The sequence below is a fragment of the Gordonia sp. i37 genome (genome assembly GCF_002043085.1).
GTDB lineage: Bacteria > Actinomycetota > Actinomycetes > Mycobacteriales > Mycobacteriaceae > Gordonia > Gordonia polyisoprenivorans.
In genome coordinates this window covers 1-15,292 of record NZ_MVPX01000328.1, presented here as the reverse complement: position 1 = coordinate 15,292, position 15,292 = coordinate 1, and the positions used below count along the sequence as shown (strand labels likewise).

The following is a 15,292-nucleotide window of genomic DNA, read 5'->3' as shown; positions in this document are numbered from 1 at the left end:
TGTCCACGCTGAGATACACCCCGACGACCACGGTGATGGCCGAGCCGACGAGGATTCCGGTCAGATAGGCGTTGGCCCGATCGATCCGTTCGTTGAGGCCGTCGGCGGTCGGTACCGATCGTGAGGTCACCGCGTCGACCCCGTGCACCGTGGGCTCGCCCCGGGTGTCGATGTCGTCGATGGGTTCACCGGCGGTGGGGACCGGGGGGACCGGCAGCTTGGCCAGCGTGATGGTCAGCCTGGGCGCGATCGACACCGCGATCACCGCGACCACCGTCAGCACCGCACCGACCTGACGTTGTGTGACGTCGAAGAGGTTCCAGCACACCGAGGCGACGCCGAGGAACACGGTCAGCGTGATCACCGTGGCGTGTAGCGAGCGATTGACCCCGCTGATCTGGAACGCCAGGAACGAGATCAGTGCCGTGATGCCGAATGCCATCGGTAAGGTCACCGACCCCACCGCACCGGGTAACAGCCGTAACGAGCCGGCGAACACCAGCGGCAGCGCGCATGCGACGGTAGCGCCGGTGGCGTACTCGTCGGACAGGCCGCGCGCGGTGTAGGCGGAGAAGATGATGAGCCCCGCGGCGAACGCCGTGGCCGCAACGGGCACATACACCGGCGGATTCCCACCGGCGAGAAGCAGTACCAGCAGGCCGATGGTCGCGATACCCGCGACGCCGAAGGCGGCGACCCGTCGTCGTGCCGTACCCCATTCGGGCATTCGTGTGCGCAGGTGTGCCGCGTTGCTCACGGCCTCGTCCTCGACGTCGTCGAAAAGCATCGTCGGCGGATGTTCGCCGACTCTGCGCACCGACAGGACATCGCCCTCGCGGAAACCGACCTCGTCGAGCGAGTGTGTGTCGTCCACGCCGGGGCGCCCGAGTGCCGCCAGGGTCCACAGGCCCGGGGTGTCGTCGAAGAGTTCGAGGCGTTCACCGTCGATGGGGGCGGCGGCGATGAGACGATCGTTGATCAGCCGCAGGACGTCGGGCATGAATGCCCGGATGTCGACATTTCCCGGAACGCCGACATCCAGGGTCAACGACCCCACGAGCAAGGTCACCCGGGTCAGTTCCGGTTCACTCGCGGACTCCGCTTCGAGGTCGTCGAGTGGCTGCAGCGACGGGGGAAGTGTCATCTGGACGAGTGGTCCTTTCGGCTGATGGCCCTGAGCTTCGCTAACGTCATAGATTACTGGCAGGTACCGATGGGGAGGACCTCAGTTCGGTCAGGGAATCGACACCTGGGTAGCGAGGGGTACGTGGGAACAGAAGGATTTGTGCGGCGGCCGCGGATCGCCGCGCCCAAGACACCGGGCGGCGAGGTCGATCTGCAGGCGCCACCGGAGGTCCCGCGTGTCATCCCGGGCAATCTGCTGATGAAGCTGTTGCCGCTGGTGATGGTCGTCGCGGTGGTGGGGATGATCGCGTTGATGTTCACCGTCGGCGGTCGCAGCCTTGCGACCAACCCGATGATGATGATGTTCCCGATGATGATGGTCATGTCGATGGTGGGCATGTTCGTCGGCGGCGGCAGTCAGCGGGCCGGAAAGGCGGCCGCGGAACTCGACGAGGAACGCAAGGACTACTTCCGATACCTGGGCAATCTCCGTGAGGACGTCGACGCCACCGGCGAGGAGCAGCGCGCGGCACTCGAGTGGACGCACCCGGACCCGCGGATTCTGATCGACTTGGCCGGATCGCGGCGCATGTGGGAACGGCGTCCCGACGACGCCGACTTCTGTCATGCCCGGGTCGGGGTGGGCACCCAGCGACTCGCCACCCGACTGCTGGCACCGGAGACCGGCCCCACCGAGGACCTCGAACCGGTCTCGACGGTGGCGTTGCGCCGATTCGTGCGGACCCATGCGGTGGTGCATTCGTTGCCGACCGCGGTCAGCCTGCGGCGATTCCCGGCGATCAACATCGAGGGTGATCGGGCGATGACGCGGTCGTTGGTGCGCGCAATGGTGGTGGAGCTCTGTCTGTTCCACAGTCCCGACCACCTGCAGATCGCGGTGGTCACCGCCAATCCCGATGGCGCGGTGTGGCAATGGCTCAAATGGCTGCCCCAGGCCCAGAATCCCGCCCACGTCGACGGCATCGGTCCGATGCGGATGGTGTTCTCGTCGCTGTCGAAGTTCGAGGCGGTGATGGGTGCCGAGCTCAGTGAGCGGGGACGATTCTCGCGCAACGCATCTCCGAATCAGACGGTCAAACAGATGATCGTGGTGCTCGACGACGGTTACGTCTCCGGTGACGAGCGTCTGGTCACCGAGGCCGGCCTGGAGTCGGTCACCGTGCTCGACCTCAACGCGCCCAAGGACGGACTCGCGGCGCGACGCGGCCTGCAGTTGCTCGTCGACGCCGACACGATCGCAGCGCGCGGGCCGGCCGGGGTGGAGACCTTCGGGGTGCCTGATTCGCTCAGCGTCGCCGAGGCCGAGGCGGCCGCCCGGCGGATCGGGCGGTACCGGCCTGCCAACGCCGCCCAGCACATCGTCAGCCTCGAGGCCGAGGTCCGTGGCAATGCGATCGATCCCGGCTTGATGGCGATGCTCAAGATCCCCGACGCCGCCCAGATCATCCCCGAAGAGATCTGGCGGCCGCGTTCGCCGCGCGAACGCCTGCGCGTTCCGATCGGTATCACCCCCAACGGTCAGCCCATGGAACTCGACATCAAGGAGGCCGCCGAGTACGGCATGGGCCCACACGGCTTGTGCATCGGCGCAACGGGTTCGGGCAAATCGGAATTCCTGCGCACGCTGGTGTTGTCGATGATCACCTCGCACTCGCCGGAGGCGCTCAACCTGGTTCTCGTCGACTTCAAGGGTGGAGCCACCTTCCTCGGATTGGATCAGGCGCCGCACGTTGCGGCAGTGATCACCAACCTCGAAGAAGAGATCACCATGGTCGACCGCATGCGTGATGCGCTTTCCGGAGAGATGAATCGACGTCAAGAACTGCTGCGTCGCGCCGGGAACTACGCCAACGTGGGCGATTACGAACGGGCACGGGCCAACGGAGCACCCCTGGACCCGCTGCCCGCATTGTTCATCGTGGTCGACGAGTTCTCCGAGCTCCTGTCCCAGAAGCCGGATTTCGCCGAATTGTTCGTGATGATCGGTCGATTGGGCCGTTCGCTGCACATGCATCTGCTGCTGGCTTCTCAGCGCCTCGAAGAGGGCAAACTTCGCGGGCTGGACTCACACCTCTCATATCGGATCGGTCTGAAGACGTTCTCCGCCGGCGAATCCCGGCAGGTCCTCGGGGTGCCTGACGCCTATCACCTGCCGTCGGTGCCGGGCTCGGCATTCCTCAAGTCCGACGCCGACGAACCCAAGCGATTCAACACCTCGTACGTGTCGGGGCCGTATGTGAAGCCCCGCGCGCAGCTCGGCGGTGCTCGGCATTCGGAGTTGGGAGCGCTTGCGCCCAAACTGTTCACGGTCGGTCACGTGGACAAACCGGCGGTGTCCGAGGCGTCTTCGACGCTCACCGCCGCCGAGCAGGCCGACCTCGACCGCTACGAGTCCGAACTCAAGGCAGCCGAAACCGGCAATACGCCCTCGCTGCTCGATGTGGTGGTCGCGCGGCTGAAGGGGTACGGACGGCCCGCACACGAGGTGTGGTTGCCGCCGCTCGACGACAGTCCCGCGGTCAACGAGTTGCTGCCCGGCCCCGACTGGCGCGATCCGGCGAACATCAACGGGGCCCTGTGGATGCCGATCGGCATCCTCGACCGCCCCTACGATCAGCGCCGCGACGTGTTGAGTATCGATTTGTCCGGTGCTGCAGGCAATGTGGCGATCGTCGGCGGACCGCAGTCCGGCAAGTCCACCGCGCTGCGCACGATGATCGCCGCGGGCGCACTGACCCACACACCCGAGCAACTCCAGTTCTACTGCCTGGACTTCGGTGGTGGCACGTTGGTGAGTTTGCAGAATCTCCCGCACGTCGGCGGTGTCGCCGGGCGAATGGACCGCGACAAGGTCAACCGCACGGTCGCCGAGGTCTCCACGGTGCTGCGCGAGCGCGAAGAACGTTTCCGCGAGTTGGGTATCGAATCGATGCGGGACTTCCGGCAACGTAAGGCGCGCCTAGCCGCCCTGTCGCCGGCCGAGCGTGCTGCGGACCCGCTCAGCGCCGATCTGCACGGAGACGTCGTCCTCGTCGTCGACGGATGGGCGTCGGTCCGCAGCGACTTCGAGGCGCTGGAATCCCAACTTGTCGACATCGCTCTGCAGGGTCTGTCCTACGGTGTGCACCTTGCCGTTTCGGCGTCGCGATGGATGGAGATCCGGGCGAACGTGAAAGACATGCTCGGTACCCGCATCGAGCTCAAACTCGGTGATTCGTCCGACTCGGAGATGGGACGCAAAGCACAGGAGGCCATTCCGGAGAATCGGCCGGGCCGGGGGATCGGGCGTGAGCGTCTGCACCTGCTGATCGGCTTGCCGCGCATCGACTCCGACTCGTCGGTGGACTCCCTGCCCGAGGGGGTGCAGACCATGGTCGCCCAGATGACCGAATTCTACGGCGCCCGGCGCGCACCGCAGGTCCGCACGCTACCCGATCGACTCGACCCGGTACCGGTGCTCGCGCGCGCGGAGCGGGAGGGCTCGCTCTCCAAGTCGCGCATCGTGATCGGCATCGACGAGGCGGCACTCGCACCGGTCGTCGTGGACTTCGAGGCGCAGGCGCACCTCGTCGTGTTCGCCGAGGCCGAGGCGGGTAAGACAACCCTGTTGCGCAGCATTGCCGAAGGTGTTGTGCGCAACGCCACGCCAGACGAGGCGAAGGTCATCATGATCGACTACCGCCGTGGACTGCTCGGTGTGATGGAGGGTGAGCAACTCGGCGGTTACGCCACCGCCGAGGACTCGGCGACCAAGATGATGGCCAATCTCGCCGGCCTGCTCAAACTCCGCCTACCACCCGACGACGTCACCCAGCAGCAACTCAAGGAGCGCTCATGGTGGTCGGGCCCCGATGTCTACCTGCTCATCGACGACTACGACCTGATCGTCACCGCCACCAACAACCCGTTGGCGCCCGTGGTGCCCTACCTGCCGCAGGCCCGCGACATCGGCCTGCGGGTGGTGGTGACGCGCCGGGTCGGCGGAGCCGGCCGCGCCCTGTATGACCCGTTTGTCGGACGCCTGAAGGACTTGTCCTGCAACGGCCTGATCATGGGTGGTACAAAAGACGAAGGTCCGTTGCTGGGCAACTTCCGGCCGCACCCCATGCCGCCGGGACGAGGCATGTTCATCTCGCGGACGCAGAGTTCGGGGATGATCCAGTTGATGATGTGACGACGGGGAGGGGTTAGCTGTGACCGAGAACCAGATGGGCAAGATGGCCAACGACAAAGGCCTGGGGCTTCATTTGTCCCCAGCCGTCGAAGGCCAAGTCGATCAAGCGCTTTCAGATATCAAGAACTTCTTCGGAAAAAGCATGTCGACGTTGGTCCCCGATCTCGGTGATGCGCTCGGTAAGGCATTGGACGGACAGAGCGCCAAGGGACGCCTGCAGGGTTTATTGACCGATCTGGATACACAACGGCACCACCAGTCGGACATGGTGGATGACACCAAGCTGCTGATCGACAGCGCGCTCAAACACGTGCGCGATGCCGACGGGCCGAGGTAGTGGGCGAGGAGACCCGGACGTCGATCAGTGTGCCGTCGGTTCCGACGGCCGTCCGTAACACCCTCGACACCCTGATTTCGCTGCAGAACGCGACGCAGCGAAAGCCGGGGACGGACACGCAATCGTTGGAGGTCAATCATGAGAATTGGGACTCCAAGACGTTCTTGCAGATGCGTGATGTCAAGGACAGCCTCAATGCGGGCACGGTGCGCGCCGTTGCAGCCGGCTGGAAGACCCTCGGTTCAGAATGGGCCGACGCGATGGAATCGTACAAGAAGAACATCGCAGATGTGACCAGTGGTGATTGGACGGGTGATGCGGCATCTGCCGCCAACGGCGCCGTGAGTTCTTTCGTCGGTGAGTTCCCGCACAGCATTCGGGAGTTCGGCGGTTCGTTGTCCGACAGGCTGACCCATCTCGCGGAGAATTTCGACCTCGTGGTGTCGAACTTTCCGGAAACACCGGAGTCGCGCTATCAACACCACGAGTTCAACAACGAATCGATGGCGGAAGTTCGCAACTACTATTCCTACGACGAAGTGGTGACAGAAAATACTTATACCGGAGGCTATACCTGGAAGTTCGCCGATATGGACGGCGACGAGAACTCGCCTTTTGATGATTTGAAGAAGATACTCGACGATTCGTATGCGGCCGCGACGAAGGCCAAAGAATTGTTGACCACCAACTACTCGCAAGCGCTCGATGCCGTCCTACAGAATATGCCGACCATGGCCCCAGCCAGTGGTAACCCGACAGGCGGGTTCGACAGTGGGCCCATGGGCGGTGGTGCAGGTGGCGGGGGAGGCGGTGGAGCAGGTGGCGGGGGAGGCGGGGCCCCGCACCCGGACGTCTCCAAAGCTGTGAACCGAGCACTCGACGACATCAAACGCCAGCAGGTAACCCCTGCGTCGGGTTCGGAGAATCCGATGCAACAGGTTGCGAACACCGCGGGCCAGGCATTGAGTTCATTGGGTTCGCAGGCAGCGCAAGGCGTCCAGCAAGCGCTCTCCCAAGCCGAACAGACCGCGCAACAGGCGGTACAACAAGCAGCGCAGCAGGTTTCGGCGACAGCACCAACCGGCGAGGCATCGGGGTTCTCCGGAATGGTGAGTCCGGCGGCACTGCGCTCCGGCGCCGGGGGCGGTGGCGCAGGCAAAGGTGGCGGTGGAGCTGGTAAAGGCGCCGGAGGCGGCGGTGGCGCGCCCGGCGGAGGGACCCCGGAGAAGCCCACGGAACGCACCACCAAAGCCGGAACCACTTCATCTGAGCAAACGACGACTGCGCGTCCAGCCGCAGGCATCGCACAAACATCACAGGGGACGGGGACCTCGGGTGCAGGAGCGCCCGGCGCGGGAGGACGAGGAGCGGGTGGTGGCGGAGACAAAGTCCACAAGGTACTCAAGGCGTTGCGTACACGTGTCAATGGAGAGGCGATCGTCGGTGTCGCCAAAGACGACGCAGCGCCCGTAACCACGGGCGACAACGGCGAGAATCCCGGTCCGGACGGAGGGGTACGCGCCTGATGGTCTCGGCGGTGTGGCGGATGAGTCCGGTTGCGTTCAAAGAAATGTGGGAGCAGTTCCACTACGACCGGCTTCCCTATCCGATGCAGGTTCGATCGACGTCGACCACACTGGGCGAATACGCCGACGAACGAATTGTTGCGCTCCAAGAGGCGCACAGAACACTGACCGAATGGTACGAACCCGCGCTCACGGCCCTGACCAATCCCGAGGTTCGTATAGAGATCTTCGGCTCGCGGAGCAGGATTCCGATTCGCCTACACGTCGGTGTCCGTGGTGAGATCGCCTGCATCGCAGCTCAACAGCCGGGAGTCGATGAAGACGCTGGTGGTGAAGTGGGGTTGCGTGCCGTTCGTTCGTCGGACGTCGGTCGAGCGCTCGCGGCCACTCTGGCGGTCGTACCCGGCCAACCGCAGCGTGAGTGGCGGTTCACGGGAGGCCGCGCGACGGCAGACGAGCAGGCCAAAGAGCGTGAATTGGCCACAATGTTCGCCGGCGGATTGGATGCCGTCATTCCGGTGGGTATTCTCGCCGGCCCGGCCATTGATTGGCGTAGCGACGACAGTTCTCACACCTTCGACATCGTGAGCGTTCGCGACCATGGCGACCTGATCGTCAACCGGGCTGCCAGACAAGTGGTCTCAGCGACTCCGGAGCGCACGGCGAAGGCATTCGACACCTACGTCGCCGCCGTCAGGAAGATCTACGAAGGTCGCCGTTGAGGTGACTCAGTTCGACGGCAACGTCATGCTGGGGTAGGTGATGTGAGGGCGTAGCGGCCGCATGGACACGGTCCACCCGCCGTCGGTCACCTGAACCTTGATGGTTTGCGCGGACTCACCGACCACCTCGGCGGTGCAGGTGAAGCTCGCCCCGACCGTGGTGGGTGGTTGTTGCGGGCAGGTGATGGAGCTGACGTTGCCTGCGCCGTAGACGGACTTCGCATCCATCGTGACCTCGCTCATCAACTCGGCGCGATCGTGACTGCTGGATTGGTCGCCGCCACTTCCGATCAGCAGCACCACCACCGTCACCACCACTGCGGTGATCACTGCCACCGCAACCACGATGCCTCCGATGATGATCGGCTTCCGGTTCTTCTTAGGATGTTGCGGCGCAGGCCACGCAGAACCACCCGGCCCGGTGTGAGGTCCCCAGCCCGGACCGCCCTGTGGAGGTTGGGGAGCGGGCCCGAATCCGGTCGACGGTCCTGCGGCGTGACCTTGTTCGTGGTACGGACCAGTCATGACATTCCCCCAAGCACGTCGGCATTCTGTGGTCTCGGGTGTCCAACGCACCTCTCCGACCGGCGCCGAAATTACCAGCGTCCCAAGCATTCAGCGCCGCGAGGTCCACAAGCCGTCCGCGGGTCCGACATCTACGGCATTTCCGACGTCTCGCCGGTATCGGTGACGTGAACGACGTGACTGTCGAGCCCGGCGCGGGCGTGCACGCGATATCCGGCGGCCACCCGCTCGATCATCAGATGTCGGGGGTCGGCCTCGATGTTCCGACAGGCCAACCAGATCAGGGCCGCATCGGTCGCGGCGGCCGGTGCGAGTACGGGTGCGGTGGCGGGAGGAACGACGCCGGTGGCGCAGAACCGGACTGCCCACGGCGGCAAGTCGATTCCGTTGACCTCTGCGTCGGCACGATAATCGCTGGGACGCATCAGGTCCACCGGCGGTGGTGCGATCTCGGGCGATGTCGTGAGGAACGTGCCGCCGTCGTGGGTGATGCAGACTTCGGCTCGCCACCAGGGCATTCCGTTGCCGGCGTCGAGGGTGCGGAGCCGGTGCAGCGCGGGTATCCGCACCGGGGCGCAGATGCCGACGTCGCCTCCGGCGCGCGTGACCCGCAACGTGGCGCGGGCTGCTCCGGCTGCGGCGCACAGGGTTCCGGTGATCGACGTCCAGCCGGGCGGTGCGGCGCGGATGAGGCTGTCGAGTATCGCTTGTCGAAGTGCCGATGCCGACTCGGTGATGTCGACGCGCTGGGTGCGCAGCCAGTCGACGACGAAGCAACCTCGGAGCTCTTCGTGATCGGCTGGCATCCCGATGGTCGCCAGCAGCCACGGAAGATGTTGGGCATCAAGGGTTCCTATGGTGTGACCGGCTCCGGGAAGGCAGCCGGCGAGAAGCGATCCGGTGCGTGCCGGGTCGTCGAGCCCGACCCGATTCATGCTCATGGCCGCGATACCCAGAACGCCCTCGACGGTGGGCCGGCCATCGAGTAGTTCGTCGATGCGCACGCGCACCGCGCGGATCGCGACTTGCAGCATCTCATCGATATCTGTGGGGGAGTGGCGGTCTCGGATGGTGTTCCACCGCGCGTTGCGCTCGCCCGGGGCGCAGCCCGCCGCCAGTACGGCCAGCTCTCGCAACCATCGGTCGGCGACCACCGGATCGATGACGGCACTCACCGCACGTGGTCTTCGATCGCGGCGGACCATGCCGGCTCGGCGCGGAGCCGGAAGTCGAGGAAGTCGGCGTCGTCGACGGGGGCGAGGAATCCGCAGAAGAACATCATCGTCTGTGCGCGAGAAGCCCATTCGGGACAATCACGCAGACGCAGACCGGTCCGGATGAGGTTAGCTGCGTGTTCGGGTTCGAGGGTGGGTGCGCCGAGAAAGCGCCGCAGATGCGGGGCGACGGTCGCTGCCGCGCCGGCCAGCGTCGCCGCCGCCGGGTCGTCACCGAGCGCGACGCGCAGCAGTGTCTCACCGATCATCGTCACCTGCACCGCCACTTCGGGGTCGAGGCGTTGCGAGAGTGCGCCGAAGCCGTCGGCATCGTCGGCGTTGACCGCAGACCGAATGCGGTACACCGCATCCCATCCTCGCTCGGAGAACACACCGACCCCGCTCACCTCAGTCCGGCTTTCCGGGGGCCGATGATCGCGGCGGGCCGAACCCACGGGTCGCCGGTGGTGGAGTCGTAGCCATGACGCTGTTCGAAGGCGACGCGGAACTCTTCGTCGGAATGTGCCGGGAGCCCTGCGCGCGTGGGATAGATCCGACAGTCGTCGCCGACGTAGAACCGTGGTGAACCGACGATCAATTGATCGAACGGGGTGTCCGGTGGCTGGTACATGAACACCCGATAGCCGACCGGCAGCCGCACCGCGACGAGCATGCGGGTGTTGAACCGGGGCCCGAGACCTCGTTCGGCTGCCTTGCGCCGAACGATGTCGAGTGCCTCGGCGGGCCCGGCGACCGGCCGTTGCCCCGAGCCGTAATCGATGGTGCCCTCGGTCAGATAGCTGCGGAGCCAGCCGGGGGTGTCCTCGGCCAACGGTCCAGGTGATAGCTCTGCATAGAAGTCGCTGATACGCAACAACTGTGAGGGGTGCGGCGTCGTGTTGCGGTTCATCACTGCCAACTCGGCACCGGTGTCGGAGGCTTCAATGTGCCCAAGCCATGACAGTCCATGCGCCTCGCGGTATCCGATGAGGTCGGGCATGAGGATGAGTGTGGTGAAAACCGCCTCGGATTCGGCCGGCGTCGTGACGGACAAGTTGGCCAATAGCTGACCCGTCGCCATGGTCACCGTGCCCTCGAAGCTGATCCAGTCCTCGGGGCATGCCCGGTCCAGGGAGCCGAGGATCAGCATCACGAAGTCTTCGCCGGTGAAGTCCGCGCCGGAAGTGATGTTGTCGTGGCGCCACCTACGCAGTGACTGTTCTCGGGCTCCTTCCGGATCGGCCGGGAGTTTGAGCCCCCACACCAGCTCGAGGAGCGCGACGACATCCGGGCTGGTCACGGCGGCCTCGTCGTGCGAGGCGATCGCCGTGAGCAGTCGGTAGAGGTGTGCGCGCGTGTAGCCCTCCGGTAGGAGCAGTTGGTGCTCGAGCAACCCGGCGATGAGCCATAGCTGGTTCTCCGTCGGGTTGCCGTCGCACACGCGTTGCAGGCGGACCTGCAGAGCGGTCATCGCGACGGCAATCATCACCTCGCCGTCCTCGTCGGGCAGGGTCAGCAAGTCCTCTTCGATCGGCCACCGATCTCGTTGCCCCCGAGCCGAACTCACGAGCGTCAAGACCGACCATGCCCTGTCGAAGCTCAGCGGTGAGGGCATCATGACTCCATCGCCCTGGCCCACACCGGCTCGAGGTCGTCGCGTAGCCGGTCCTCGGCGGCGCCGTCGGGCATCAGAAATCCGACCAGCGTCGCGAGGATCACCGGTCGGTCCACCCAGTCGGGCAAGGGATTTCCGGCCAGTAGGGGCGCGAGGATGTCGACGACGTGATTGACGGTCAACGCGTGACGGGTGTCGAAGCGCGCGAGGTGACGGTGCAGGGTGCGCGCGGTCAGTCGTATCGTCTCCGGCGACGGATGGGCGCCGGTGTACTGCGCGAGCAGGGTGGGTGCCATCATGCCCAACTGTCGAGCCTGCTCGACGTCGACCTGCCCGACCAGCGCGGAGACCGCGTCAACGTCACCGTCCCGGACGGCGGCGCGCAGGTCGTAGACCATCTCCCATCCCGCGTGCGGGAATACCGAGTGGGCGGTGCTCATGCGGTCACCCTATCCAGTTCTGCTGTTGTGCGGCGCAACGCGTCACCATGATTGGGCGAGATCGAGGACGGTGAATCCCTCCGCCGACGAGGCCGGGGGATGCGGCAGCGAGGCCAGCAACTCGGGGCGGATGTCGCCGGTGCCGACCTGCCCGACGTAGTCGATTGCGGCTTGCGCGCTCACCTCGATGCCGGCCTGGGCCAAGGTCGAGCGGACCAACTCTGCGGTCGTCGTGGAGGTCCAGACCCCGGGGACGGCAGGCGTGAGCTCGGCGATCGGGGTCCATTCCGGAGGGCCGGTCAGGTGCGCTCGGGACCACCGGCCCTCGGACCACCAGTAGCAGAAGGTCAGCATCCCGGCGGCCGCGCGCTCGTCGAGGACGATGTTGCTGACCCAGGCGGGCGCGCCGCGATAGAGGTCGGGTGGTTCGAGATGTCCGAGGTACGCGGTGGTCATCAGCGCCGAGTGATCGGAGCCGCCGGAGAGCACGGCTCGACCGCGGGGCAGTCGGGTGAGCGTGCAACCGCCGAGTTCGCCGCGGAAGATCCCGACCGAGCTCGTCATGCGCGGCCCGTCGAAGGCATCGACCGCGGCGAAGATCGCCGACAGCGCGGCAAATCGCGGCCACAGCAGGGGCAGCGGCGGCAATTCATCGGCAGGGTGCACGCACTCTGCCGGCGGTGCTTCGGCGGCCACCGACGCCGCACGCAGCTGGGCGCCGGTGGCGTGGACATGTGCGAGTAACCACAACGGGGTGGCAACCCCGGCGGACATGCTGACGTCGGTCAGGTAGCTGGCCGGTGGGAACAGCAGATGGTCGGGCGGGGCGCCGACGAAGCCGTCGAATGCCGCGATCTGTGGTTGCTGTCCGCGATGCTCGGTGATCCGCAGCCACATCCATGGCGCGTCGCCTGCGGTGAGTTCGCGGTGTGCCGCGGCGGCACGCAGCACCGCCGGATCAACGGTGAGCGGCAGCAGTCGTCCGTCGGGCAATTCGACGGCCGCGCGGGTGCGGTGCTCGTTGGCGGCGATGGCGATCTCGGCGATATAGAACGACCAGGCCGGCGGCAGCGTGTCATGCATTCCACCGACAACCTCACCGAGGAGCATCTCGGGGCTGCGGTCGGCCCCCGCGCGGGCGGCCGGCGGCTCGGCATCGCCGCCCATGTCACGGAAACCCCAGTCCAGCGACACGTCGTCGGCGGATTCGGGGGTCGGCGATGAGGTCATGGGTCTCCCTCGGGACGCGTGTTCGGTGGTGGTCGGACGTCGTGATCGTAGGGTCTGGCGTGTCGGGCGGCTAGCGGCGGTCATTCGCCTGTGAAAGTATTGCGGCCAACTGTGCAGAGCACCTACTTGGGGGACGTGTGACGACGGCGGACGACGGACTCGGGTTCGATTTCCACGAGCTGATGGCCAGCGCACAAGAGCAACTCACCGCGATTCGGGAGGTGCAGCGGCGCCGGGCCCAGCTGATGGCACATGCCACCGTCGCCGACCGGACGGTCACGGTGCACGTCAACGCCCAAGGCGTGGTGATCAAGACCGAGATCGACCCCGACTTCCTCGACGATCACGATCTCGAGGATCTGTCGGGGTTTGTCACCCAGGCGGCCCAACAGGCCGCCGCGAAGGTCGCCCGTGAAGGTGAAGCCCTAATGGAATCGGTGCGACGAGCGGGCGCGGCACTTCCGTCGCTGTCCGAAGTCATCGACGGCGCACCCGATTTGCGTGATTTCGCGATCACTCCCGAACAGATCTCGACGGCGCCACCGGGCTCGGCCGAGCGGTCGACGGCCCGACATCCGGGCGTCGGTCGCTGGACGTGACCCGACGACGAACACCCCATCCGCCCGCGGCCGGCGCACAGCGATGTCCACCGGCATCGACACCCCGAAGGAACGACCATGGCTGACCTAGAAGTCACACCCGCGGCATTGCGTGCTGCTGCTGCGCATCTCGCCGCCGCGAGCAGTAATCTCGGCGAGGTGTTGTCGAGTCTCGAGTCCAGCCTGGCCGGCGAAGGCGCGCCGTGGGGCGACGATGAACCCGGCACCCAGTTCGCCACCGGCGGTGCGGGCGGCGGCTATCTGGGGCAGAAGCAGGGTGTGTCCGAAGCGATCTCGGCGAAGGTCGACCTGCTCACCACCTACTCCGAGGGATTGCGGAACACCGCTGACAACCTCGAGGGCGGCGACACGGCCGGGACGTGAACCTCAGCGCTGACCACCGCCGCGAGACCGGGGCCGCCCTACCGGTGAGCGCACCGTGACCATCGGGATTCCCGGATGGTTGCAATGGGTGTCGTATCTGGCCGGTGAGAAGTGGCCCCAGGGCGACGAGGACGCCATGTGGCGTATCGCCGACACCTGGCGCACCCACGCCGACCAATTGCGGGATCTGATTCCCGATCTCGACTCCGTCACCCAGGAGACGCTGTCGGTCATCGAGGGCGCCTCTGCGCAGGCGATCGCAGACCAGTTCACGAAGATGTTCTCCGGCGACTACGCCGTGGACAAACTGGCCGAGGGTATGGACGGTTTGGGAGATCTGGCCTCGGCCACGGGAACCCAGATCCAATACACCAAGCTCAACATCCTGGCCTCCCTGGGCATTGCGGCTATCCAGATTGCCATCGCGCTCGCCAACGCCTGGGAGACGTTCGGCGGGTCGCTGGCCGGGATCCCGATCATCGAGGCCATCACCCGCGCTGCGATCGCCGTCATGGAGCGCACGCTCCTCAAAGAGATCGTGGAGAAGATCGGCGAGACCGTTGCGGCGACCACGATCAAGAAGCTGATCGAAACCACCGTAGGACGTATCGCATTCGAGACCCTCAAGTGGACCGCCCTCGGCGCGGCACAAGAACTCGGTATCCAGGGCTATCAGATCTCGCAGGGCCACCGGTCGGGAATCGACGTGCGACAACTCGGCTCGGTGGTCGAGTCCTACGCACTCGGCGGTGCGATCGGTGGCGCCTCGAGTGTGGGGATGAGCAAGTTCGCCGACCGGGCGTTCGGGCAGGTCACCGAGAGCACCTCGAAGGGTGCCATCCTCGCTCGCGGCGGGGTGATCGGTTACGTCAGTGGTGCAGCGGGCAACAGTGGCGCGATGCTGTTGACCGGTGGTCATTTCAATGCCGCAGGCTTTTTCGGGTCGTCGCTGATGGGGGCGCTGCCCGGGAAATCCGAGGGTGCCGGACTCGCCGCGGATGGTGCCGGGCGCGAAACGTTCACCGGTACGGTCGGCGGTTCTCCGACGGCCGGCGCCGCAGACGGCCTGGGTGAGCACGGAACTGCCGGACACCCCGACGGCGCGATCACCGACGCCACCACCACTGAGGCGACTGCGGGGCAGGGTGCCCCGGTGCTCGCCGACACCTCGCATCCCGGCGGAGGCGACACTTCTGCAGGACCGACGGCGCCGCAGGCAAACACACATGTCGACGGATCCTCCTCACCGGTCGACGGAGTTGCCGGCTCTGCCGATCGCTCTCACGATGGCGCGGGAAGTGTTGGGCTGCAACCGGAGCCGAGTGTCGCGGCCGATACCGGGGGAGTGCCCGTCGGCGGCGCGCACCCAGAGTCGGTGTC

General features: G+C 65.9%; 13 protein-coding genes and 1 pseudogene. 7 read left to right on the top strand and 7 right to left on the bottom strand.

Annotation, left to right across the window (positions count from 1 at the left end; all coding sequences use genetic code 11):
• Positions 1-1,144 (bottom strand): type VII secretion integral membrane protein EccD (gene eccD, locus B1964_RS16070; RefSeq protein WP_079930489.1); only part of this gene is annotated, 1,144 nt, incomplete at its 3' end.
• 123 nt (positions 1,145-1,267) lie between these two features.
• On the opposite strand from eccD, the gene eccCa reads away from it, so the two are divergent.
• The 4 genes from eccCa to B1964_RS16050 are packed head-to-tail and all read left to right on the top strand — an operon-like array spanning position 1,268 to position 7,905.
• Positions 1,268-5,320: a type VII secretion protein EccCa gene (eccCa, locus tag B1964_RS16065; protein ID WP_079930488.1), complete on the top strand. Its 4,053-nt coding sequence runs from the start codon at positions 1,268-1,270 to the stop codon at positions 5,318-5,320.
• A gap of 19 nt (positions 5,321-5,339) precedes the next feature.
• Entirely contained in the window at positions 5,340-5,657 is a 318-nt protein-coding gene (locus tag B1964_RS16060) for a hypothetical protein (protein WP_014360752.1), read from the top strand.
• Positions 5,657-7,183, top strand: a complete 1,527-nt coding sequence (locus B1964_RS31440; protein ID WP_079930487.1) for a hypothetical protein — start codon at positions 5,657-5,659, stop codon at positions 7,181-7,183. Before B1964_RS16060 ends, B1964_RS31440 begins: the two co-directional genes overlap by 1 nt.
• A 20-nt stretch (positions 7,184-7,203) precedes the next feature.
• Positions 7,204-7,905 carry an ESX secretion-associated protein EspG gene (locus B1964_RS16050; RefSeq protein WP_253194027.1) on the top strand — a complete coding sequence of 234 codons (702 nt, stop codon included), beginning with the start codon at positions 7,204-7,206 and terminating at the stop codon, positions 7,903-7,905.
• 6 nt (positions 7,906-7,911) lie between these two features.
• Here the strand turns inward: B1964_RS16050 and B1964_RS16045 are convergent, their stop codons facing one another.
• The 6 genes from B1964_RS16045 to B1964_RS16020 all read right to left on the bottom strand — a co-directional run bounded on the left by B1964_RS16045 (position 7,912) and on the right by B1964_RS16020 (position 12,929).
• Positions 7,912-8,241, bottom strand: a complete 330-nt coding sequence (locus B1964_RS16045) for a DUF4333 domain-containing protein (RefSeq protein ID WP_231386633.1) — start codon at positions 8,239-8,241, stop codon at positions 7,912-7,914.
• 320 nt (positions 8,242-8,561) lie between these two features.
• Positions 8,562-9,605, bottom strand: a complete 1,044-nt coding sequence (locus B1964_RS16040; protein WP_079930485.1) for a hypothetical protein — start codon at positions 9,603-9,605, stop codon at positions 8,562-8,564.
• The gene (locus B1964_RS16035; RefSeq protein WP_253194026.1) at positions 9,602-10,036 is read right to left on the bottom strand and encodes a hypothetical protein; all 435 of its coding nucleotides are present in this window, start codon (positions 10,034-10,036) and stop codon (positions 9,602-9,604) included. Before B1964_RS16035 ends, B1964_RS16040 begins: the two co-directional genes overlap by 4 nt.
• 11 nt (positions 10,037-10,047) lie before the next feature.
• Positions 10,048-11,259 carry a hypothetical protein gene (locus B1964_RS16030; RefSeq protein ID WP_253194025.1) on the bottom strand — a complete coding sequence of 404 codons (1,212 nt, stop codon included), beginning with the start codon at positions 11,257-11,259 and terminating at the stop codon, positions 10,048-10,050.
• Positions 11,259-11,699: a hypothetical protein gene (locus B1964_RS16025; protein WP_079930482.1), complete on the bottom strand. Its 441-nt coding sequence runs from the start codon at positions 11,697-11,699 to the stop codon at positions 11,259-11,261. The genes B1964_RS16030 and B1964_RS16025 overlap by 1 nt, the downstream gene beginning before the upstream one ends.
• A gap of 42 nt (positions 11,700-11,741) precedes the next feature.
• Positions 11,742-12,929: a hypothetical protein gene (locus tag B1964_RS16020; RefSeq protein WP_079930481.1), complete on the bottom strand. Its 1,188-nt coding sequence runs from the start codon at positions 12,927-12,929 to the stop codon at positions 11,742-11,744.
• Positions 12,930-13,066: 137 nt separating this feature from the next.
• Here B1964_RS16020 and B1964_RS16015 point away from each other — a divergent pair, with 137 nt between their 5' ends.
• From B1964_RS16015 to B1964_RS16005, 3 genes and pseudogenes are all read left to right on the top strand, one after another.
• On the top strand, positions 13,067-13,528 hold the full coding sequence (locus B1964_RS16015) for a YbaB/EbfC family nucleoid-associated protein (protein ID WP_079930480.1): 462 nt from the start codon (positions 13,067-13,069) through the stop codon (positions 13,526-13,528).
• A 78-nt stretch (positions 13,529-13,606) separates the two neighbouring features.
• The gene (locus B1964_RS16010; RefSeq protein WP_079930479.1) at positions 13,607-13,912 is read left to right on the top strand and encodes a hypothetical protein; all 306 of its coding nucleotides are present in this window, start codon (positions 13,607-13,609) and stop codon (positions 13,910-13,912) included.
• 55 nt (positions 13,913-13,967) lie between these two features.
• Positions 13,968-15,292 (top strand): annotated as a pseudogene (locus tag B1964_RS16005) (hypothetical protein); the annotation flags it as partial.

Bases quoted from the DNA above. Each gene is read 5' to 3' on its own strand.
- B1964_RS16010 (WP_079930479.1), top strand. From the start codon at position 13,607: ATGGCTGACCTAGAAGTCACACCCGCGGCATTGCGTGCTGCTGCTGCG.
- B1964_RS16020 (WP_079930481.1), bottom strand. From the start codon at position 12,929: ATGACCTCATCGCCGACCCCCGAATCCGCCGACGACGTGTCGCTGGAC.
- B1964_RS16050 (WP_253194027.1), top strand. From the start codon at position 7,204: ATGAGTCCGGTTGCGTTCAAAGAAATGTGGGAGCAGTTCCACTACGAC.
- B1964_RS16030 (WP_253194025.1), bottom strand. From the start codon at position 11,259: ATGCCCTCACCGCTGAGCTTCGACAGGGCATGGTCGGTCTTGACGCTC.
- B1964_RS16025 (WP_079930482.1), bottom strand. From the start codon at position 11,699: ATGAGCACCGCCCACTCGGTATTCCCGCACGCGGGATGGGAGATGGTC.